23 protein-coding genes are annotated in these 21,979 nt (G+C 58.4%); 6 read left to right on the top strand and 17 right to left on the bottom strand.

Annotation, left to right across the window (positions count from 1 at the left end):
* The first annotated feature begins 16 nt into the window (after positions 1–16).
* Positions 17–1,387: a TolC family protein gene (locus tag Q7U76_01465; protein ID MDO8355044.1), complete on the top strand. Its 1,371-nt coding sequence runs from the start codon at positions 17–19 to the stop codon at positions 1,385–1,387.
* A gap of 328 nt (positions 1,388–1,715) precedes the next feature.
* Here the strand turns inward: Q7U76_01465 and Q7U76_01460 are convergent, their stop codons facing one another.
* The 17 genes from Q7U76_01460 to Q7U76_01380 all read right to left on the bottom strand — a co-directional run bounded on the left by Q7U76_01460 (position 1,716) and on the right by Q7U76_01380 (position 13,572).
* The gene (locus Q7U76_01460) at positions 1,716–2,414 is read right to left on the bottom strand and encodes a hypothetical protein (protein MDO8355043.1); all 699 of its coding nucleotides are present in this window, start codon (positions 2,412–2,414) and stop codon (positions 1,716–1,718) included.
* A gap of 49 nt (positions 2,415–2,463) precedes the next feature.
* On the bottom strand, positions 2,464–2,973 hold the full coding sequence (locus Q7U76_01455; protein MDO8355042.1) for a peptidylprolyl isomerase: 510 nt from the start codon (positions 2,971–2,973) through the stop codon (positions 2,464–2,466).
* Positions 2,974–2,992: 19 nt separating this feature from the next.
* Complete coding sequence (locus Q7U76_01450) at positions 2,993–4,021, bottom strand: hypothetical protein (GenBank protein ID MDO8355041.1); 1,029 nt, start codon at positions 4,019–4,021, stop codon at positions 2,993–2,995.
* 228 nt (positions 4,022–4,249) lie between these two features.
* Complete coding sequence (tatC, locus tag Q7U76_01445) at positions 4,250–5,023, bottom strand: twin-arginine translocase subunit TatC (protein MDO8355040.1); 774 nt, start codon at positions 5,021–5,023, stop codon at positions 4,250–4,252.
* Positions 5,024–5,071: 48 nt separating this feature from the next.
* Positions 5,072–5,314 carry a DUF465 domain-containing protein gene (locus Q7U76_01440; protein ID MDO8355039.1) on the bottom strand — a complete coding sequence of 81 codons (243 nt, stop codon included), beginning with the start codon at positions 5,312–5,314 and terminating at the stop codon, positions 5,072–5,074.
* A 21-nt stretch (positions 5,315–5,335) separates the two neighbouring features.
* A complete protein-coding gene (gene rimI, locus Q7U76_01435) occupies positions 5,336–5,887 on the bottom strand; it encodes a ribosomal protein S18-alanine N-acetyltransferase (protein ID MDO8355038.1) in 552 nt (183 codons plus the stop codon).
* Between the two features lie 2 nt (positions 5,888–5,889).
* Positions 5,890–6,708: a tRNA (adenosine(37)-N6)-threonylcarbamoyltransferase complex dimerization subunit type 1 TsaB gene (tsaB, locus tag Q7U76_01430; protein MDO8355037.1), complete on the bottom strand. Its 819-nt coding sequence runs from the start codon at positions 6,706–6,708 to the stop codon at positions 5,890–5,892.
* Entirely contained in the window at positions 6,705–7,718 is a 1,014-nt protein-coding gene (locus Q7U76_01425) for a hypothetical protein (GenBank protein MDO8355036.1), read from the bottom strand. The genes tsaB and Q7U76_01425 overlap by 4 nt, the downstream gene beginning before the upstream one ends.
* Entirely contained in the window at positions 7,702–9,063 is a 1,362-nt protein-coding gene (gene radA / locus Q7U76_01420; protein ID MDO8355035.1) for a DNA repair protein RadA, read from the bottom strand. The genes Q7U76_01425 and radA overlap by 17 nt, the downstream gene beginning before the upstream one ends.
* A 133-nt stretch (positions 9,064–9,196) precedes the next feature.
* On the bottom strand, positions 9,197–9,421 hold the full coding sequence (locus Q7U76_01415; protein ID MDO8355034.1) for an addiction module protein: 225 nt from the start codon (positions 9,419–9,421) through the stop codon (positions 9,197–9,199).
* A 182-nt stretch (positions 9,422–9,603) separates the two neighbouring features.
* Entirely contained in the window at positions 9,604–9,948 is a 345-nt protein-coding gene (locus Q7U76_01410; GenBank protein MDO8355033.1) for a hypothetical protein, read from the bottom strand.
* Between the two features lie 454 nt (positions 9,949–10,402).
* On the bottom strand, positions 10,403–11,224 hold the full coding sequence (locus Q7U76_01405) for a hypothetical protein (protein MDO8355032.1): 822 nt from the start codon (positions 11,222–11,224) through the stop codon (positions 10,403–10,405).
* 166 nt (positions 11,225–11,390) lie between these two features.
* Positions 11,391–11,858 carry a thioredoxin-dependent thiol peroxidase gene (gene bcp / locus Q7U76_01400; GenBank protein MDO8355031.1) on the bottom strand — a complete coding sequence of 156 codons (468 nt, stop codon included), beginning with the start codon at positions 11,856–11,858 and terminating at the stop codon, positions 11,391–11,393.
* Positions 11,859–11,887: 29 nt separating this feature from the next.
* Positions 11,888–12,343, bottom strand: a complete 456-nt coding sequence (locus Q7U76_01395) for a tetratricopeptide repeat protein (GenBank protein ID MDO8355030.1) — start codon at positions 12,341–12,343, stop codon at positions 11,888–11,890.
* Positions 12,344–12,350: 7 nt separating this feature from the next.
* Positions 12,351–12,656, bottom strand: a complete 306-nt coding sequence (locus Q7U76_01390; protein ID MDO8355029.1) for a DUF507 family protein — start codon at positions 12,654–12,656, stop codon at positions 12,351–12,353.
* Between the two features lie 44 nt (positions 12,657–12,700).
* Positions 12,701–12,982: a DUF507 family protein gene (locus Q7U76_01385; GenBank protein MDO8355028.1), complete on the bottom strand. Its 282-nt coding sequence runs from the start codon at positions 12,980–12,982 to the stop codon at positions 12,701–12,703.
* A 206-nt stretch (positions 12,983–13,188) separates the two neighbouring features.
* Complete coding sequence (locus tag Q7U76_01380) at positions 13,189–13,572, bottom strand: cyclophilin-like fold protein (protein ID MDO8355027.1); 384 nt, start codon at positions 13,570–13,572, stop codon at positions 13,189–13,191.
* Between the two features lie 106 nt (positions 13,573–13,678).
* Between Q7U76_01380 and Q7U76_01375 the strand changes: the two genes are divergently transcribed.
* The 5 genes from Q7U76_01375 (at position 13,679) to Q7U76_01355 (ending at position 21,864) form a co-directional block, all read left to right on the top strand.
* Positions 13,679–14,485, top strand: coding sequence for a ribonuclease H-like domain-containing protein (locus Q7U76_01375; protein MDO8355026.1), 807 nt, complete (start codon positions 13,679–13,681; stop codon positions 14,483–14,485).
* Positions 14,482–15,258, top strand: coding sequence for a protein phosphatase 2C domain-containing protein (locus Q7U76_01370; protein MDO8355025.1), 777 nt, complete (start codon positions 14,482–14,484; stop codon positions 15,256–15,258). The genes Q7U76_01375 and Q7U76_01370 overlap by 4 nt, the downstream gene beginning before the upstream one ends.
* 92 nt (positions 15,259–15,350) lie before the next feature.
* Positions 15,351–16,238, top strand: coding sequence for a nuclear transport factor 2 family protein (locus tag Q7U76_01365; protein ID MDO8355024.1), 888 nt, complete (start codon positions 15,351–15,353; stop codon positions 16,236–16,238).
* Positions 16,239–16,315: 77 nt separating this feature from the next.
* Positions 16,316–17,317: a hypothetical protein gene (locus Q7U76_01360; GenBank protein ID MDO8355023.1), complete on the top strand. Its 1,002-nt coding sequence runs from the start codon at positions 16,316–16,318 to the stop codon at positions 17,315–17,317.
* A 359-nt stretch (positions 17,318–17,676) separates the two neighbouring features.
* On the top strand, positions 17,677–21,864 hold the full coding sequence (locus tag Q7U76_01355) for a PAS domain S-box protein (GenBank protein ID MDO8355022.1): 4,188 nt from the start codon (positions 17,677–17,679) through the stop codon (positions 21,862–21,864).
* Positions 21,865–21,979 lie beyond the last annotated feature (115 nt).

Genomic DNA, 21,979 nt, shown 5'->3' with positions numbered 1-21,979 from the left:
GACCAGAGGAGGTCCCATGCATCGCACGATCACTCACAGCCTGATCGCGTTCACAATCCTCGCCGCGCTTGGCGGGCCCGCTCCCGCCTCGGCACAACCGCTGTCGCGCGCATCTGAACCGCCGCCCCGCGGAGGCTTCCTCGGCTTGCAACAGGCCGTCGAGATGGCGCTGCAAAGCCATCCGGCTGTCCAGGAGGGCAACGCCAACTTGAAGGCCTCTGAAGCAAGAACCGAACAGACGCGCGCGCTCTACTACCCCCAAGTCTATGCGAACGCCGATACCACCGCCGGAGCGGGACGCACCAACCCTCGCTTTCTGGTCGGTGGCGCCCTGCTCCAGCAAAACCAAAGCATCTTCGCCGCGGGTGTGATCGCCAACCAACGCATCTACGATTTCGGGGTGACCAGCAACCTGGTTGAATCCTCACAACTGGCCGAGCGAGCGCAGGGACAAGACGTGAATGCGCGGCGCGCCCTCGTGGTCTTGAATGTGCAACGCACCTACTTAAACAGCCTCAAACGGCGCAAGCTGGTGCAGATTGCGGAAGAAACCGTCCGTGAACGGGGCCTGATCGCCGGTCAGATCGAGGCGCTCTACCGCCAGCAACTCAAATCCAAGCTGGATTGGAACCTCGTGCGCGTCGAACTCGTCAATGCCGAGTCGTTCCTGATTCGCAGCCGCAACGATTTGAAGTCCAGCTATGCAGACCTCAATCGGGCGATGGGCGTAGCGGGCCAAGACGATTATGTGCTGGAAGACCTGGCCATCGACGTCAAACCGACTCGCCCATTGGACACGTTGATCGGCGAGAGCCTGTCGCACCCTGAAATCCAACGGCTCAAAGAACAAACGGCCTCGGCCGAAGCGAAGTTGCGCGCCACGAAGCAGCAATACTTCCCGACGATCTCGGCGCTGGCCAGCGGAGGCACCTTCGAGCCGTTCGATGCGAGGCAGAATCAGCAGACCGGAGGCTGGTGGACGGCGGGAGCCTTAGTGTCGATGCCCCTCTTCACGGGGTTTCTGATCGAGAACCAAGTCCATGAGGCGCGCGCGCAGCGAAACGCCTCGGATGCGGCGGCCACGAACGTCGAGCAAGCGCTCACGCAGCAAGTCACCAACTCCTATCTGGACACCATCACCTTCGTGCAACAGATCAAGCTGGCGGAGGAGCAGGTCAAGACGGCGCAGGAATCCCTGCAACTGGCGAAACAACGCTACAAGCTCGGCCTCGGCTCGGTGATCGAAGTGACGCAATCGGAAGTCGCCGTCACGGCGGCGCAAACCAGACTGGCGGAAGCGCAATACGATTACAAGATTGCCGAAGTGACACTCGCCTATTCAGCAGGAGGCCGCGGCCAGCTGGAAACCGAGTCGACGATGCGGTAGACGACGCTCCTCGGAACAGAGCATATAGCGTATGGCTTATAGCTGATAGCAGGGAATGGATGGCAAAGGCTAATAACCTATGGCTAACAGCGCGCACAAAATATGTTCAGTTTCTTTCTGTGAGGAGCCATAGGCTCTTGTCCCCTGCGAGATACGAGCGACGGTTTTCTAGCGAGTCAGTGCCCCGCACCGACTCGCTAGAAAAATACTCCCGCCGGGCGTTCAAAAAGTCCCTCCAGCAAGGCCGCAAGCGAGTCGAAACCGGAGGCGTACCCTCAGGGGTACGTTGAGGATTTCGATGAACCGAGAACGAAGCTGGAGAGCTTTTTCAGCGTTCTGAAAGGGAAGCGATGGGGCCGGAGACCACCTTCATGAGATCGATCACAAACTCATCTTTCGTGTTGGCCAACAGAGTATCGATAAAGCTGTGCCGCTGGACGACTGTGGCCTCACTCGGATCGAAGAAGAGCTCGAATCCCTTCGCGGCAGTCGGGCGCATGGGGTAGCGCCGATCGTAAATCATTCCATAGGTTGGAATGCCGTAGACGACCTGCCAATTGCCCAAGATGAAATGCAATTCCGTCCCGTGGAGATAGAGGCCGCCGGACGTGACGATGCGCTTCGCGGAGGTTTGCGGCTGGCTGAGATAAAACGTCACACGTTCGTCCGGCTGAGCGACGGCAAGGGCTTCGGCGATCTGCCGAGATAAGAGCATGACCTCGTCGGGGCGAAACGCCGGCATCAGCGGCGCCTCGCCCTGCGTCCACTTCTGTAACCAGATCCGATGTTCTTTGACCGAAATGCCGCCGAGGACACGAGCCAGATCCTCGTAGCGCATCGACTTCGGATGGTCATGCGCGCTGGGTGGCCATTCCGGCAGAACCAAATCGTCGTGCTCCAGTCGAACGTAATTGACCGGATCTTCATAGACCGCGCGATAAGGCACGATGGGAATGGCACATCCGGCGAACAGCGCGCACAAGAGTGCGCCTCGTGAAAGGTGAACGGTGAAACGTGAAACGACCATCTAGCAGACCCCTCTGTTACCTCTCACGCCTCACCTTTTCCGTTTCACGCTATTCGGTAATCGCGACCGTCATCTCGACACGCTCCAACGGATTATCCCGCCCGTCACGCTTCATGCCGACGACCTTGTCCACGACGTCCAATCCGCTGACCACTTCGCCGAATGCGGTGTACTGCCAATCGAGAAAGTTCGCATCCGCCACGCAGATGAAAAACTGCGAACCGGCGCTGTCCGGCTCGTTCGAACGGGCCATGGAGAGGATTCCGCGCTTGTGCGGCTTGCTGTTGAACTCGGCCTTGATCTGATACCCGGGTCCCCCCATGCCGTGCGACGCGCGGTCTGGATTCTTGCTGTTGGGATCGCCGCCCTGGATCATGAAGCCGGGAATGACTCGATGAAAGGTCGTGTTGTTATAGAAGCCTTCTTGGGCCAACTTCGTGAAATTCTTCACGTGACCTGGCGCCACATCGTGAAAAAACTTCAGGACGATCTCGCCCAGCTGGACTCCCTTGCTGCTGACGGTAATGGTGGCTCGCGTCTTCTCTGTCGGCTCTGACATCGTCTCTATCCTTTCTTGGTTAGCGAAAACTGAAGGGGGCAGGAGACTCCCCTCCCTCAAGACCCTGATTGATGGAACTCCACGTCCGTCCGTCGTCGTCGCTCCGGAAGGCCCCCTCGCTCGTCCCGGCATAGAGGACTCCGGCGCCGGACTCGATCAACACCTGGACCGACATGCTCGTCAGTCCTTTATTCAGCGGCACCCATTGGCGGCCCTTGTCGACCGTCTTGAAAATACCATGGCCCGTGGCCACAAAAAGCCCCCGGCTATTGAAGAGAATTCCGCGGATGGAATCATTCGGCAAGGCCCGGCTGATGGGCTGCCAGCTCAAGCCTCCATCGCCACTGCGAAAGACTCCACCATCGAACGTGCCCGCATAGATATTCCCTTCGGAATCGACCGTCAGCACGCGAATGAAGTTTTCGGTCATGCCTTCATGATCTTTGAGCCCCTGTTGCTGACGCACCCAGCCGGTCGATTGCGCCTTAAATCGCAGAATCCCTTTTCCTGAGGTGCCCGCGAACAGCGTCCCATCGGACGAGAGGACCAACGTATGCACCAGGATGTCGTCCAAGCCGGTCGTCACCGCCGACCAACGGTCGCCTTTCGCGCTCAGCCGATAGGCCCCGCCACTCGTCCCGGCGTACAACACATCCCCCGCCGCCAAGAGCGATTTGATTTCCAGATGCTTGAGCCCGGTATTAACCGCCTGCCAACTCTTGCCATGGTCGCGCGAGCGAAAGACCCCGCCACGGAAGGTGCCCGCATAGATTGCGCCGTCTTTCCCCGTGGTCAACGTCAGAATGAACGGATCGGTCACACCCTGGCTGGATCTCGTCCAGGTCGCACCACGGTCCTCGCTGCGGAAGAGGCCATGGCCGAATGAACCGGCATAGACCAGATCGTTCCCGACAGACGTGAGGGCCTGAATGCTGGTCAGCTCCTGAACAGGCTGCTGGATCTGAGACAGGCCAGGCTCCGCAACACCCAACATAGCGGTACCTACACCGAGTAGAAACAAAGCCAGCCTGATTCCGAAACGATTCATCTCAGTCCTTCCACCCGATGTTTTCTAGCAGGCGGCGAAAAACTCTGTCTATGCGAAAATCACGGTTAAAAAACTCTGCGCGGCATGAAGGCCTCAATTGCCCCAGGATGCTCAAACAGTTTGTCCAGCAAGGCCGCAGGCGAATCGAAACCGGAGGCGTACCCTCAGGAGTACGTTGAGGATTTCGATGAGCCGAGAACGACGCTGGCAGACTGTTTCAGCATCCTGTTATCGGACACGGTGGCCTGCCGGTCCCATCGGCAAATCAGGATCGAGCGGCAAGCTGACTTCGGTCGGGCCGCCCCGTCCGAAGATCCTCGCGCCAAGAATGCCTATCTCATACAACACCATCAAGGGGACGGCCATCAAGAGCATGGTAAAGAGGGTCGCATCGGGCGTGACGACGGCCGACAGGATCAATGCGGCCATGATCGCATGCTTCCGGTACTTCGCGAGCGTCGCCCCGGTCACCACGCCGAGCCGCGCCAGGATGGTGAGCACCAGCGGCAACTCAAACGCGCAACCGAAGATCAGCAGAAACTTCACGTTGAAGTCGATGTAGGTCCCGACGCTCAAGAGCGGGGTCACGTCGTGATCCATGCCGAAGCTGACGAAAAAGTCGATGACCAGCGGGAGGATCACAAGATTGCAAAAGACCAACCCGAGCGCAAAGAGCGCCCCGGCCAGCGCAAACAGCGGAAAGCCCCAGCGCTGCTCCTTGGGGAGCAGCGCCGGCTCAATAAACTTCCAACATTGATAGAAGATGACCGGCAGGCTCGCCAGGAGCGCCGCCAGAAAGGACACTTTGATCGAGGCGAACAGGGCCTCCGTCGGTCCGTAGAACACCAGCTGGTTGGGAAACGGACGGTTCAACCAGGCGACCATCTCGCTGGAAAAGGCAAACGACACCATCAGGGCCACGAGCATCGTAGCCCCGATGATGATCAACCGCTTCTTGATCGTTTGGATATGTGCGGCCAGGGGATTGAGGATCTGTGCCATGACTCCGGTTCCGGTTGCTGGCTGATCTCAGCCCCACAACGATGCTCCTCAACGTGGAGCGGCCTGCAGTTCCTGGTCTCGATAGACACGGATCAACTCGGCCATCTTGTCTTTCTTCGCCAACTTCTCTTTGTGCAACTGTTTGGTCGACTGCTCCTCAGCCGGAGTCCGTACGTGGCGCTTCTGCAATTGGACCAATTCCAGGTCGAGACGGTGATGAGACTCTTCCAGTGCACGGAATTGGTGACTGGACTGGCGCAGCCGTTCCGCAATCATACTGTCTGTCAGCATGTCGCACCTCCTGGTTATGAGTTACTGCAGCGGGTCGAGACGTCCTCCCTCACGAACGACTTCTTCGGTCAATCGAACAGACTCCGATCGAATCGGATCCAGTTCCATCAGTAATGCATCTTCTATGGGATTGCTGTAGTAGGTTGGTCGGGTCGACACGTCGCGAAATCCAAGACTTCGGTAGAGTGCATGCGCGGCAAGGTTCGAGGCCCGCACTTCAAGCAGGGCGCGCGAAGCCGTCTGTGCAGCCCCGAGCTCTAACGCCCGTGACACCAAGGCTCGTGCGATGCCCTTGTGCCGCATCGACTCGATGACCGCCAGGTTCATCAGCCGTACTTCCTCAAAGACGACCCAGAAACAAAGATATCCGATAATCGAAACGGAACCGCTTTCGCCGGACGTGACCTGCTTAGCCAGCAAAAAATGCGCAAAAGGATTACCGCTCAGTTCGGCCTCCAACATTTTGCGCGTCCAGGGGGCCGAGAAGCAAGCTTCTTCAATGTGGAGAATGTCCGGCAGCGCCTCGACGGTCGCCGGCTCGATCACCCATTCACCCTGCTCACCAAGCCGCATCGTCACAACCCGCTCTTCCCTTTTCCTCGCGCAGCCCGCCGATCCTCCGACTGAGCCCGTACCGCCGAGGCTCGAGCCGTCATTTTTTTTGCGACACGTTCCTGACGCAGCACCACCGGCGAGATGCCGCCGGATTCTTCATACTTCAACTCCGCTGCGGTGCGCTGTACGTACAACGGACTGATACCAACTCCTGCCCGTTCACCGCGCCGGAGCCTCTCGATGCCCGCCAAACCAATCGAGACGGCTGACGGTTTCATGGCAGCATCCGGCGCCTCGGTCACCGTGATGGCGGACAGGATCGAGGCACGAATAGCCGGGGCTTCCGTCGTCCAGCCTTCCCCAAAGAGGAGCGCCGACTCTGTGAGGCTGCGCCCCAACATGACGGGCGTGCCCACCTGCTCCGAAACCACTCGTTCCAGCCGACCCTCGCCGGTCCAGCGAAACTGTGCCCAGTAGAGTTCTCCGCGCCGACTATTGAGCACGGGACAGAGGCGCGTCGAAGTGCCTCTCAGATTCCAGGCCAGACCTTCAAGTGTCGGCACGACCGCTAACGGCAGCTGACCGATCGTCCGGAACCCGAGGAGCGTCGCCAGGCCGACGCGAAGTCCCGTAAAGGACCCGGGACCGATCGACACAACAAGACCGTCCAATTGCTTGAGCGAGAGACCCGTCTCACGAAACAACCGATCGATCGTCGGCAACAACAGTTTGGCATGAGACCCGGCCGCATCCTGCTCGTGGCAGGCCAGGACGCGCGAGTCTTCGAGAATCGCCACACTCTGCCACGACGTTGCCGTTTCGACAGCCAGGACTTTCATCGAAGCGAAACCTGAGGGAGATCGGCCGCCGTCACCGGCTGATTCGGAATCATCTCGTGAAACGTGACCTGCACGCTTCCCTTCCCGTTACCATCTTCCAACGAGATCTTAAACGGCCGCAGCAACCGCCCTGCGCTTGCCGCACTCGTCGCGTCACCCTCGCCGATCGCACGAAAGTCCTCGTACTGAATCGTGGCTTCCACGGCACCGGACTCCGTCAACCGATCTTCCCGCACGACGAGCCATGTCTGCCGTTCAAACCAGAGCCGCCGGCGTATGACTTGTACGCCGTTGGATGAAGGCCCGGACACATCCAGCCGGTCACGATCCCCGTCAGTCACAAGGACAGCCGTCTCGTCCTTCGCGATCATGCCGGTACCCAACAGACCACCCATCGCCCAGACGCTCAATTGAAAGGGCCTGGCCAGCTTGCCCATTTCGCTCATGTCGGAGGGACTACCGGAGAGCACACGGCGCATCGTCGGCAACCGCAACGTATACTGATCGCCCGTCTGCACGAATTCGAAGAGTTCGCTGCCGATTGCGGTGAATCCGCGCAGGCGCATGGCGTCTGGACGACGATAATACAAGGCCCCCTCTATCCTCGACGCGATCGGAATGATCCCGCCTCGCACCTTCGCGCTGAAGAGCCCCTTCATCGTCTGAATCGCGGCTTCCCTCTGACTCAGTACCGCCGTCAACTCCTCCACCGTCGCCTGCTTGAGCCCGACCTCCTCGCGCGGCGGGACGGCCGCACAGTTGGAAAACAGGGGAACGATGACACAACAGAGCAGCAACAACCCCCAGCGACGCCCGCGCTTCTCTGCCCTGACACCGGCGCCTCGCGTAAATGGGCCTCTCAGTTCAGTCTCGACGCTGTTCGTCCAACGAGCACAGCCGACGAGGTAATCGATACGCCTTGGGGCAACGGGAGTCGGAGGGTGAGACCATACTCGTTGCGCTTGCACAACGGCGCGCCCATCTGTTCCACTTTTATGCCAACACCACATCTAACGCCTCTCCCACTTCCTTGATCCCGATCAATTCGATCCCATTGATCGGCTCCAGCTTGGCCAAGTTCCGTTCCGGCAACAGGCAACGAGTGAAGCCCATTTTTGCCGCTTCACGAATCCGCATTTCCGCCTGACTGATCGCGCGGACTTCGCCACCAAGCCCCACTTCACCCAACACCAACAGACCAGGCTCAATCGGGACTTCACGCAAACTCGATGTGACCGCCGCCACGATACCCAAATCGATGGCCGGCTCGTCGATATGCATCCCCCCGACGACGTTGACATAGACGTCCTGTCCGGATAGATGCATGCCCAGCCGCTTCTCCATGACCGCAAGCAGGAGCGACACTCGATTCTGTTCCACGCCGTTCGCCATGCGTTTCGGCATCGCATAACTCGTGGACGACACCAAGGCTTGCAATTCGACCAGAATCGGCCGCGACCCTTCGAGACTCGAGACCACTACCGATCCCGTGGTGCGCTGCGACCGTTCCGCCAAAAACAACTCGGAGGGATTGCTCACTTCCTCCAGCCCTGTGTCTTTCATTTCGAACACGCCGATCTCGTTGGTCGAGCCAAAACGATTCTTCACGGCGCGGAGAATCCGAAAGCTATGGCCCTTGTCCCCTTCGAAATAGAGCACCGTGTCGACGATGTGCTCCAACAACCGCGGCCCGGCAATCGCGCCTTCCTTCGTCACATGCCCGATGATGAAGACCGGTACATTGCTGCGCTTCGCGTACCACATCAACTGCCCTGCGACCTCCTGCACCTGGCTGATGCTGCCTGGCGCAGAAGTGATCTGTTCCGTATAGACCGTTTGGATCGAGTCGACAACCACGGCAGCAGGCTGGATCTCCTGCACCGCCTTGAGGATTTGTTCAAGCGAGGTTTCCGCCAGGATGAGTAGATTCGGATGCTCGATACCGAGCCGCTGCCCCCGCATCTTGATCTGCCTCGGAGATTCCTCCCCGGAAACATACAGCACCGGTTCTTCCTTGGAAGACAGGCGTGGAAGCGCCTGGAGCAACAAAGTCGTCTTCCCGATGCCAGGATCGCCACCGATCAAGATGACCGAGCCGGGAATGACGCCCCCTCCCAGCACCCGGTCGAATTCACCGATATTCGTCAGCCGCCGGTCCTCACCGACGACTTCGATCTCGGCAATCGGCGTCGCCTTCGCCTGCGCAATCTTCATCGCAGCAGGCCGCCCCTTCCCGGTCGGCGCCTGCCGTTCCTCTTTCATGGTATTCCAGCCGCTGCAATCAGGGCAGCGACCAAGCCATCGAGGCGATTGATGCCCGCAAGCCTGGCAGGAAAAACTCGTTTTCGCTTTCATTCAGAGAAGCCTTCGTAAGAGGGAAACCCGAGACTTATAGTAAATGATAGAGGGAGGTGAATGGAAGATACGGGAGCCCGTTAATCGACCCGTGCCGTCTTATGTCCGAGCGCGGGGAGCAGGAATCTTGTCTTCAAACTTTTTTCCCGAGATCCGCGAAGACCCGCTCCGCATCGACCGCGCCAAGCTCGCCGGCATGGTACGCAGCCAAGCGATCTTCCGCTTCCTTGAGCCACATCGCATCAAGGGCGGGATTGGGCTTGTCAAGACTGGCAATCAGACCTTCCACTAACGCCGCACGGTCATTGGACGGGAGTTCAAGGGCCTGATGCAAAATGGCTTTTGCTGATTGGGGCATACCCACCTCCATAACGGTCACCCGAAACTGTACCAGCGATGTTCGATGAAATCTACCGCCCAGCCGCTGCCTGCCACGACAGCATGGAGGAACTGAGGAGCTTGCCTGACGGTCGGCTAGAGCGCCTTGCTAGAGAAGGATATATCTGGACATACCGGTTTCTTCCCACAAATCTCGCCTGATCACCCGCGAAAATTCAGAATGTCCCCGTTTATTTCTCGCAAATGACCGCCATCGACATCACTCTTGGCGCCAAGGAATACACCCCGGAGAGTTTCAATCTTCCTCTCCCATACGAAATTATTAGAGATGGACTTCATTTCTAGCTCGAAGCGCTCCGAATGGGAAGACTCCTTGCCAAAGACGCCCTGGATAGCGTTTAGCGCACTAGTGGCCCAAGCGTAGAACTGCTCTGGTTGGGCATAAGAGGTGAGATTTTCCTCATTACGGTTAATGAGAGGAATCGCGCGGCACTGCACTTCAAGGTCGGCAAACCTCTGAATGACGCGATCTTGAACGATTGACATAGTGTTGACCTTGGCTCTTAGGGACTAACTATAATTAATTAAACTGGTCCGCATAAAATGCAGAGTTCTGATCTACTATCCGTATAACCAGCCTTGGAATTTCTTGCCGAAGGTTTGTTACCCCCTTTGCATTCAGGGGCTCTCGTCTACCACCTTCTTCCCTCACCAGAGTGGAAGGCATCACAATAAGCGGGTGACCGGGTTGCCCTTTACTGCGCGTGACGGAAAAGAGCTTCAACTGTCACTCCTCAAGGGGAGCAGCCGGACTGTTCTTCACTGCGCGCATTGAGGGACCACCGGTTCATCGTGGGGCCTCAGCGAGCAAGAAGAATGGTCCGGCTGCTCCCCTTCCTATCCTTCTGAGGCTGCGCGTTGCACGAGCAAGAAGGGCGGTCTGCCTGTTCCCTGCAGAGTCGTGCGCGTTCTACGAGCAATAGGAGCCCCCGACCCGCCCTCACAATTTCTTCCGCACGTCCTTCCACTCCTTCACCACCTTCGCCTTCCGCGGCACCTCGCCTTTGGCCGGTTCCGGCACCATCACGGCGCCGAGACGCCGCTGCAGAAACGCTTCGGCAAAAGTCTTCGTGCGGCCCACTCCTACTTTGAGCGTCTTCCAGCCAGCCGCATGCAATTCATCCAGCTTCGCGCCAAACCCCTCCGGGCCTGCCGGCAACACAAGAATATGTCCCACCGGAAACTTCTGTTCCTTAAGCCATTGTCTGGCCTGCTCATTCACCTGGTCATATGCCGCCACCGTCTTATCCTGCGTCACCACATACAATACGTTGTAGTAAAACTGCGTGAGCTTGGCGAGTTCTTCTGCGGCATCTGGCATCGGGCGCCGACTGACAGCGTCCTCCATGAGGGCTGTCATTTCCACCGCCATCATCGGACCTCGACGTTCCCACACAATGAGATTCGCACCGGCTTCGACTCCAGCAAGACTCGACGTGGTTCCGACACGCACGGTGAAGGGAAGCGCCCCTTTGGCTTTCGGGGTATAGGACAGGACCGCACGCCCATCGCCACCGGTCGTCGCGGTCGCCACAACATTCCCGGCGATGAGCAGCTCGATGGGCTCGCCTCCGAGACCGGTCCCAGTCGGGAGACCCTTCTGTGTAAAGGTGGCCTCAATGGTCGCAGGCTGATTGGGTGACGTCAGACTATCGTGAACCGTCAGGACTCCAGGAACCGGCTCTGCCCCAAAGAGGCGAGCGGTCGCAGTCAAGAACATGAGGATGGTGAAAAGACTGGCTCTGCGGAAGGGAATGGTCATAGGCCGCACAGCTAAAATAAAAAATACACCGCACAGGATGCTCAAACAGTTCGTTCAGCAAGGCCGCAGGCGAGTCGAAACCGGAGGCGTACCCTCAGGGGTACGTTGAGGATTTCGATGAGCCGAGAACGAAGCTGACGGACTGTTTCAGCATCCTGAGGGAAGGTTAGGCCTTTAGGACTGCCAACACCTCATCCACATGACCGTCAACCTTGACCTTGCGGAATATCGCCTTCAGCTTCCCGGCTTGGTCGATCACGAAGGTGCTGCGCTCGATGCCCATATATTTCTTGCCGTACATGCTTTTTTCTTTATAGACCCCGTAGGCGGTCGCGACGACTTTCTCCTCGTCGCTGAGTAACGGGAACGGCAACGTAAACTTCTTGATGAATTTCTGATGGGACGCCTGGCCGTCAAAACTCAGACCGAGCACGACGGCCCCCGCCTTCTTGATCGGCGTGATGGCATCGCGAAAATCGCACGATTCCTTGGTGCAGCCCGGGGTATCGTCTTTGGGATAGAAATAGAGAACCACCTGCTTGCCGGCAAAATCCTTCAGGCTGACCGACTCTCCCGATTGGTCAGGGAGCGAAAACGCCGGAGCCTTCTTTCCAACTTCTAGTTCTGTTGCCATCGCAGCTCACTCCCTCTCCATCAATCAGATTATCGCGGGCCACTCCCGATGCCAGGCCTGCTGGTGCCAACCGGGTGTTCTTTGTGCTCTTTCGGACCCTCCGGGCTGCCGAAGGGACGGAGCGCGGGAGAATCCCAGATGACTTTGTCGCCGGGAGCCAGATTCGCCGCGTCTAGAAACTGCTGCCTCGCGCGCTCCGTATCGCCCAGGGCATTTAAGGCCAAGGCGTAGTTGTAATGCGCAGGCCCCGATTGAGGCGCCAGGTCCATTGCTTGCGAGAAGGACTTCTTCGCCTCGTCGAACTGCCTGGCTTGATAGGCCTGCGTCCCCTGTTCGGTCAAGACCACGGCCTGCGGCTTGACTCCGGCTTCGAGCGCCAGCGGAACCAACGGCTTCGCCTTGCTCTTGGCACAGGCCACCGAACCGAGCAGCAACAGGACCACTCCGAGGAGAGATAGGCATTTCAAGGCAGATACAGATTTCATCGTCACCTCACCCCTTCGTATGTTTCCGCGATTCTTCTTCAAATGTTTTCCGATACAACACGTCCCATTCCCCGCTGCCCTCGACGATCCCGCGGGAATAGGAGGCCAACTTGGCCCGAACCTTTCGATCGATCTCTGCCTCTTGTGCCAACTCGGCTGCCAGCACCTTCTTAATCTCTTTGAGGACCCGCCCGTCGTCAGCCCCTACCGTCACGAGCGGGCTTTTCTTCACCGCTTGAAGAATGATGTGGGAGAGATGGCTGATTTTTTCTTCGCTCAACATAAGAACTCGCTTGTTGTTCGTCGTTCGTATTTCGTTCGCAAGCGCTTCACGAAATACGCTTCACGTTTCACGCCCTAGAGAATGATGCCCCGCTCGCGCGCCAGCTTCGTCTTGACCATGGTGAACATCCGCTGAAAGTCTACTTGCCCTCGTTCGATGTCTTGCTCGTAGGCTTTTAACATCTGCCGTACTTCGGCGTTCAAACGGTCTTCGACCGACAGCTCCTCGATAATGGCATGGTCGATCTGCTCGACGAACGCCTTGCGATCCCCGACAATCGTCAGTTGCCCCTCTTGCTGGAGCCGGGCAGCCACCGACTCTGAGATGTGACGTACGCGTTCTTTAGATAGTCTCATGGCTAGCAAGCTCACGATAAAACTTGTTGACGCGCGAGAACTTGGACAGTCGCACATAAAGAAAAACAGGAACACATTCCCGCAGGATGGTCAAAAAGGTCGTCCAGCAAGGCCGCAGGTGAGTTGAAACCGGAGGCGTACCCTTGGGGTACGCTGAGGATTTCGATGAGCCGAGAACGACGCTGGCGGACTTTTTCAACATTCTGCTAGATCTTCTCGATTCGGATGTTCGGCTGGTCCATCACGTTACGCAAGACCGAGGCATCGCCGACAATGCGGCCGATTACATTGACCCGGTCTGCCGGAACGGGATCCTGCCCCATGCTCATCGGGGTCCGTCCGAAGAAAATAGCCAGGACTTGTCCGGCGCCCCAGAAGGCGACATCACCGACTTTCACTTGGTTCGTCGCCGTCTCTCGATGGTCCTTGACCCCGGCCAGTTTGAAATAGAACTCTTCGCCCCAGGTGTTGACCGGACTCTCAACCGGCAAGGCGCCGTACACTTCCAATGCGGTCTTCGTCGACTTCAATTCCGCGTCGAGCCGTACCGATCCGACTGTGATACGAATTTTATTGGGGAAATCAGACATTGTGTTCCAATCGGCGCCGCCCGGCGTCTCTAAGATGAAAACCCGCTCAGGACGCGGACTTTAGCTTGTTTATTCGGTGAAATCAAGGCTACAATCTTGCAATTATATGCTCACCTCATCCTTCGTACTGCTCAAAGGTATCGGCCACAACTCCGAGCGTCGTCTCTGGCAGGAAGGCATTATGGACTGGGGGTCGTTCCTACGATCGTCAACCCTGCCCGGTATCTCTTCGGCCAAAAAAGAATGGTACGACCGCGAACTCACCACGGCGCAAACACATCTGGATGCGGGCGATGCGACCTTCTTCGGCACCTGCCTGAAGAGCCGTGAGCACTGGCGCCTCTTCAACACGTTTCGCCCTCGCACGCTCTATCTCGACATCGAAACGACAGGGTTGTCGGCCCGCGAAGGGCATGTGACGGTCGTCGGCCTCTATCGCAACGGACTGATGACGAGCCTGGTCCGTGGGGAAACGCTCACAGAAGACCGCTTGCATGCAGAGCTGGAACAGACCGACCTCTTCATTACGTTCTTCGGCAGCGGGTTCGACATTCCCTATTTGCAGGCGAAGTTCCCTCGGTTGAATTTCAAAAAGCCGCACTTCGATCTCTGTTTTGCTGCGCGTCGGCTCGGCATGCAGGGCGGGTTGAAACACATCGAACAGGAAGTCCAGATTGCGCGAGAGACCGATGTGGTGGGACTCGACGGATGGGAAGCGGTTCGCCTATGGCACCAATGGTGCTCTGGAGACGCAGCCGCGCGCGATCTGTTGCTGCGATACAACGCGGCCGATACCATCAACCTGGAACCGCTCGCAGCCATCCTCTACGACCAGATGGCCGCAACGTTCGGCCCGGCTTCATTGGGATTCCCGCCGAACCGTCTCCAAGAACCTGCCGAGGTCGCTCCGTGACAGAGCCCCAGTCATGGATCGGGGTCGGTCGAACTGAGACGGGGTCTGTTCGGACCTCGAACCAGGATGCGCTGGCCCTCCTGAATGATTGCGGTGTCTGGATCGTGGCCGATGGAATGAGTAGTCATCCGGCAGGAGATCTCGCGGCCCATACCGCCGTCACCGTGGCCACACAACAGGCTCGCGAACAAACGGCCTGGCTCTCAGAGCACCCAGACGCAGCCCCAGAGCTTCTGTCAGACCTCGCGACGAGCGCCAACCGGCAAATCCATGAGCTCATGCATGCAAAGCCCTCTTTGAAAGGGATGGGCACGACGTTCGTCGCCTTGGCCATTACGCCAACATCGATGCCAATCGCCCACCTCGCCCATTTGGGGGATAGCCGCGCCTATCTCTACCGGACGGGACAACTCACGCAGTTGACGCGTGATCACACCCTCGTCGAGACGCTTGTGCAACGCGGCCTGATCGATGCGGCCACCGCGCTTGTCCATCCTGAGCGACATGTCCTGACCAAAGGTCTGGGGATAGGCATCGACATGCAACCGGAGCTCACCTCGATACCCATCGTGCCGCTCGATCTACTCGTGCTCTGCAGCGACGGACTCACGAAAATGTTGGATGACCCCGCCATTGCCTCGATCCTCTCTCGCGCCAACGGCGATCCCCAGCGCGCCTGCCACGACCTGATCGATCAGGCCCTGAACCGAGGGGGAATAGATAATGTAACCGTCATCGTCGTGGCCAACAGGCAGCCCGCGACGGAAACGTAGCCATTGACAAGTTTCTATCGGCCCTGTAGCTTCAACGTCCAGCCAGACAATCTTCCCTCCCACTTCCTTGTGAACCCGACTGGAGAATCATCATGCGAGTGTCAGTACTGGTTCGTCTCATCGTCTATATGGCCATTGGAAGTATCTCCTGGGTTCCCGCCGCTGTGGGCGCCACGTCGGACAACGCCGCGCTCGAAACAGCAGTTCGTGCGCTCGTACGCGCCAATGCCGAGAAAGATTTGCCCGGGATGTCCAGACTGATGGCGCACGATGCCGACATCACCAGCTATACCATCGGGGGCCGGAAGTACGTGGGGTGGACGGACCTGGAACGGGACATCAAGGAAGAATTCGCCAAAGTCGCCGCGCTCGACCTTCCCATCTCCGAACTCAAGGTATGGTCGAAGGGAGATATCGGCTGGTACACCATGGAACTGGATTATGTGCGCATCCTCGGACATGGAGCGGACCAGCAACGAGCCGTGCTGCCGTTGCGAGAGACCGGAGTTCTGGAACGTCGAAACGGCCAGTGGATTCTCCTCTCCTGGCATGAATCCCTTCGCAATGCCAGCGGCGCGATGCCCGTCGACGATCGGCCAAAATCTGCGGCAACCAGGGCGGTGGCGACATCGAACAGCCCGGCGGTGGTCCCTGACTTGAGCGGGGAATGGGATATCCTGGAAGTCGAAGACAACAAGAGCTACAAAGCCACGCTGGATAAGGCCGGCAACGGACCCTATACCCAGCATGAGGGCCGCTTCACCACGACCAAGTATACGGACCGACTGTGGCAAGGCACCTGGCTTCAGACCGGCAATGATCGTGAAGGGGGCTTTGAAGTGTTGCTCTCAGAGGATGGCCGCCAGGCCAAAGGCGTGTGGTGGTACTCACGAGTCGGCACACAAAAGAACATTCCCCCTCGCGAACATGGCGGGACTTATGTCTGGAAACGACTGACCCCGCCACCTTCTACCAGATGACATCTGCGAGCCCTACACATACTTTCGAACGTCGCCACAGAGGCTCGCGCGACCATTTCTCTTTCTTGGGAGGCTCTATGCGTCAGGCATTGCTCACATTGTTCACCGTCATCTGTTCGGTCACCCCGGTCCTTGCAGACGGCGGTCACGACCACCATGCAGTCCCAACCCTATCCCACCAGACTACGACGACCGTGACCTACGGGACCAATACCGTCACACTCACCTTCGGTCCCATCGATCTGCCGGCCAGTCACGACGGAGACCTCGCGGCCTCGATGCCCAAACATCATTTTCAGCTGCCCAAAGATATGTATATGGTGGGGTATAAAACGGCCGTCTTCACCAAAGAGGGGAAGCCCCTCCCCAAGAACTTTCTCCATCACGTCCTGATGCTCAACAACAGCAAGCCGAGCGTCTCCTGCGAAGGCGAACCCTTGTTCTTCGCGGGCGCAGGGTTAGAAATGACCGAGACGCGTTTCCCTGACGGCTACGGGGTGAAGCTTGCCAAGGACGATCACCTCATGTCGATTGTCGCCTTTTATCATGGCGCGCCGATCACCAAGGATGTGATGGCCAGCTTCACCATGTATATGGCGCCGGAAGGCGCCCCCATCAAAGAAATGGACGTGTACCAGGTGGGTGTCAATATTGTCTGTTTCAGCAAATTCTCCCAGCGAGGTCCGGACCAGACGGATGAAGGGATTGAGATTACCACCGGAGTCCAGGTCCACAAGGCGCCGCTCAAGTTCAGGATGGATGGCTGTGTCAAATTCGCCTACCCGCATGGACATGACGAACTCCTCATGATCGGACTGGACAACATCACGAAGAAACAGACCCTGCTGAGAACGGTTCCCGACGTCACCCAGGACGGGACGTTTCTCGAGTTTCAACCGCATCAAGTCTATAAAGATCCTCAGGGGTTTCCCGTCACGAAGGCTGATGACTATGAAATGGTCATGGTCCATCACCATCCCTTGCAGAAAGAAACAGCTCAACATGGGATGGGAAACTATTTGCTCTACATGACCCCTGGCGCCTGCCCGGCAACAGGCCAAACTTCTCTCACCCAATAACGGTACCTACCTCATATCCTGGTACCCGCCCACCAATGGTGTAGCGGGTACCGAGACGTTCTCTTCCGTCACGCACACCGACTCCCCCCTCTCCCTCGAATTCCGTTCAATTTTGTTCGCCATGGAAGGCCCTGAGGCGCCCCCCCTACCAAAGAAACAGCCCATTTCATCGCATGGAGACTGGGTTTCCCACCTCCGCCTATGTTATTCACATCGTCACTCCCAGAGGTGTGCCCCGAATGCATTGCAGGACAGAACGCAGGGGCAGGCTTGTCTCAGATTCACGAGATGAGCAGACGTGGTGATATCGCACTGGGGCGGGACTTGTTCCAGTTTCTCAGACGCATAGGGATAGCTTGATGCCGCAAAGCGAGCCGATCACCATCTTGATTGTCAGCGAGCATGCTGAATCCATTAAACTCGTCACCATCAGTCTGCGAGGATTCTTTCCCGGCTGCCGCGTGGATGTCGCCTATTCTGCCGAAGAAGCCCGAGCCTGGATGTCGCCGCAGGAATGGACGCTCATCCTGATCGACGAACAATGCCTCGCCGGGGACCGCACCTCCCTTCCCGCGGACATGAAGCGCCGCGCGCCGTACACCGCCATTATGTTAATGAGCGACCGCACCGATTCAACCGCGGCAATTCAAGCGCTCAAGGCCGACGTCGATTTCTTTCTCGCAAAGACCTCTCCAGCCTTTCTCACCGAACTGCTCTTCTGTGCCAAAGAAGCCATCGAGAAAAGCGACCTGCGAGTCGCACTGGACCATGCGCAAGAACGCTATCGTCGGCTTATTGAGTCACTCAGCGACATCGTCTATGAATTGGATGCCAGCGGCTGTTTTGTGACCGTCAGTCCCGGCATCGTCACGCTCTTGGGCTACTCGCCCGATGAACTCATCGGATTGCCCTATACCACCCTCGTGCCTCCGGACCAGGAGTCGGTAGCCCGGTATCGCCTCAACGAACGCCGTTCCGGAGCGCGAGGCACCAGCCATGCCGAGTTGATCTTTCGAGGAAAGCCCACGCAGGATAACAGGACACTGACCCTCACGGCGGAAGTGAACGCCAGAGGACTCTATGACCCCCTCCGCCGATTTCTCGGCACCGTGGGACTGATCCGAGACCTCTCCCAACCCAAACAACAAGACAACACCATTCATCAACTTCGCCAAGAACTCCGGCGTACCGATGAACTGCTTGCGCTGGCCCAACGAGCCACACTGCTGTCGCAACAACTGGACGAACCACTGGCCGCCCTCTTGATCGATTCCCAACGACTTCTTGCCTCCATTCGCGACGCACGTCTGGACGACCAAGCCGAAACACTCGTCAGTCATGCCGCAGAAGCCACGAAACTTGGAACGCAGTTGACGCAGGCCCTGCACGAGCGAGAGGCCGTCGAGTTAGGACATACGATCAACGACGTCCTTGACGACGCGCTCACGTCCACCGGCCCCTCGATCGTGGATGGCGCAGGCATCATGCGGCAACTTTCATCTCATCTTCCTCCCCTCGCCGGCGATCGCACGCAGCTCGCGACGCTCGCGCATCAACTGTTGCACTACGCGCAGACCTACCTCTTAACCGTCGGCCGTCTGCATCGAATCCTCATCATCACGCGCGCGGTTGGGTCGACCTCCATCTCGGCAGAGGCCCCCGCCCTCTTTGCCCTCGCTCCACCGACCGAAGTCGAAATAGAACTACTCGAATCGGACATGGTGTGGTCGGCAGAATCCCCGGCTCCGCCATCTCCGTCGAGTGATCTCCTCGAGTCGTATCAGCTCGTCCGCGAACTCGGTGGCATCTTGGATGTGTCGGCGCCGATGCAGGGCCCCCTTCGCGTCATCCTCCGTCTGCCGACCGCCTCACGCCCACCGTTCGAGAAGTTCCCGCTGCCGGATACCGTCGCTGCCGCCTCTCCCCCACGCGTTCCTGAAACAACGCGAGGCACGGCGGCACCTGCTCCGACAGCCGACCCAGGAAGGCCTCAACAGGAACGACGGCACAGCGCGCGAACGACAACGGCCCTGCCTGCGACGATCACCGTCGGAGCAACGACATGGGATGGCACCATTACGAATCTGAGCCTCGGCGGCACCTGCATCACGCTCCCCAAGGACTTCCCCAGCGTGGCGCCACAAGATGCCTATGTCGTACTGAAAACTTCGGTGGGAATCCTCGAACTGCAAGGGATGGCGGAAGAGCGGCCCATCACGCTCTCTTCTGGAACCCCGGTCTCCCATCTTGTCATCGAATTCGATGCACCCAAACGAGAAGAGGCTGCCGTCTTGGGCTCACTGATCCAAGCGGCTCAGGAGCAGGCATTGTCCTTCTCCCTTGAAGTGCTGCTTGCGGCAGAACCATCATCCACGCTGAATCTCACGAGTCAGCCGATCGCAACCGAACAGGAAGACTACAACCCCCGCGAAGCCGTCCGGGTCGCCTTACAGCTTCCTGTCCGGCTGGATGTCACAGATCCGGCCGGCAAGACGCACCGCCTAGGAGCGCTGACGGCAAACCTCAGTCGTGACGGAGTCTGTCTCCATCTCAATGCGCCTCCTGAACTCTTACGCGGTCTCGCCACGCTGCACTTCGCCTCGGCACAAACCCCGCATCACCCTGGCTCTCATGAACCGGGAGCTCCGGATTCCGCGCTTCCCGCAAAGATCATCTGGGTGGCTCCGGATCCCACTGCGCCAAAAGAGTTTCCGGCCCAGGACTCCAACCCCGCCCTGCTGGTCGGACTCCGCTTTCACGGGCTCACTCCCTATGCAGAGCGGGAAGTGAACCGTGTCGTCCGGCAACATCTGACGTCCCTTGGCGAGTCGGAGTCCCCCTCGCAACAGTCGTCGGTCATCAGTATTCCGCGGGAATGCCGGAATCCACGCGGCCAGGCGATCATGATCACCGACGACCATCTGCGCCCGTCACTCGCACCGAACACACCGGTCGTCATCATCTCTCCCGGCTACGGCCAGACCTCGTTGGATGCCAGCACGTTGTCCTACTACCTCGCACACCACCGGCTCAGGGTCTTACGGTACGACCACACCAACCATGTCGGGCTCAGCGACGGCGAGCTACAACAGACGACGTTACGGAGCATGCAAGCCGACCTCCTGAAAGTCGTGGAGTTTGTGCAACATACCTGGCCCACCGCGCCCCTGATCGTGATGGCAAGCGATCTGTCCGCACGGGTTGCACTCAAGACGGCGATACAAGCACGCCCCCTCGACCTCCTGCTCCTGATCAATCCGGTTGTCGATATTCAGGCCATGCTGATGTCGGTCCATGGTCATGACCTCGTGGCCGACCACCGATACGGACTCCGACGTGGCATCGCTAATCTGCTCGGGCTCAACGTCAATATCGATCGTTTTGTCGGCGATCTCGTGGCAGGCCACTTTACAGACCTCTCCTCCACGCTTGCGGATCTGCGCCTCCTTCGTTCACCATCGGCCATTCTCACGATTCCAGGCCCCCCCTTCGGGCCGCTCCCTCCGGCGGATCTTCCGCAGGCATTTCTCACGGCGTTGGGAGCCCATACCCGCCTCGCAACGGTTCCCACTCCGCTGACCGGCCAGGAGCTCCCACTCAATGAGCAACACCCGCTGGCCTTCCGACAGATCCTGGAGCAGATCGCGATCGCCATCTCGCTGCCAGCCGTTCCGGCTGAATTCAGCATACAGGCCCGCGACATGCTGTCCCGTCAACAGCGCATCGAATTGGAACGCACCCGTCTTCGACACAATCTCTCGCAGATTACGCGCGAAGCCCTGAGGGTCGCGCACCTGCAGCAGCTTACCCAGCTCGGGAATCTGCACGAATATTGGAAACTCTTGGACGATCTCTACCGGCTGCTCAGCCCGCTCGAACCGGGCTCCATGCTCATGGACGTGGGGGTCGGCCATGGCGATTTGGTCCGAGCCACAATGGTGAACCAAGCCTATCGCTCACGCCAGCGCGGATGGAGTCCGGAACGTCCCGTCCATGTCATTGGCTTGGGGCACTCTCACGAATCGCTGACGCAGGCGCGACAGAGTCTTCGTGCGTTGCATCGGGAGCTCGACAGTGACTTCGCAGGCACCCTCACCATCCACCCGCCGCTGACGGCTGAATGGGTACATACGGATTGGTCGCAGGGCCTGCCCTTCAAAAATGACTCGCTCCATCGCATCGTCTGCAATCTGTCACTGCTATTCGTTCCCTCTCCGCTGGTCACAATTCGTGAGCTGTACCGCGTGCTTCACCCCAAGGGGCGCCTTGTCCTCACGGTCTTCCAGCCTGAGACCGACCTCTCGGTGCTCTATCGCCGACACCTGCACAGCGCGAATCAGGATGAATTTAGTCCGCAACCCCAAATCCTGCTTCATTACCTAGGACGACTCCGTGAGGCCATCCGGCATGGATTGCTGCACACCTTCGACCGCCCGTCGCTCACCTCATTTCTCCAGCAAGCAGGCATCCTCACACCCCGCATCCTTCCTGCGTTCGATGGGCAGGGCCTCTTCGCCGTCATCGAAAAAGGTAAATCCGCTAGCTGAACGTACCCGTGCCGTGTATACTCCCGCCTGTACATCTTTGAACACGTAGACCATTCATGCGCAATATGCACGTCTCTATGGCTCTCACACGGCACCGCTGTGCTCCCTCTTCGTT

Source organism: Nitrospirota bacterium, assembly GCA_030645475.1.
Taxonomy (GTDB): Bacteria; Nitrospirota; Nitrospiria; order Nitrospirales; family Nitrospiraceae; genus Palsa-1315.
This window is presented reverse-complemented; position numbering and strand designations above follow the sequence as displayed.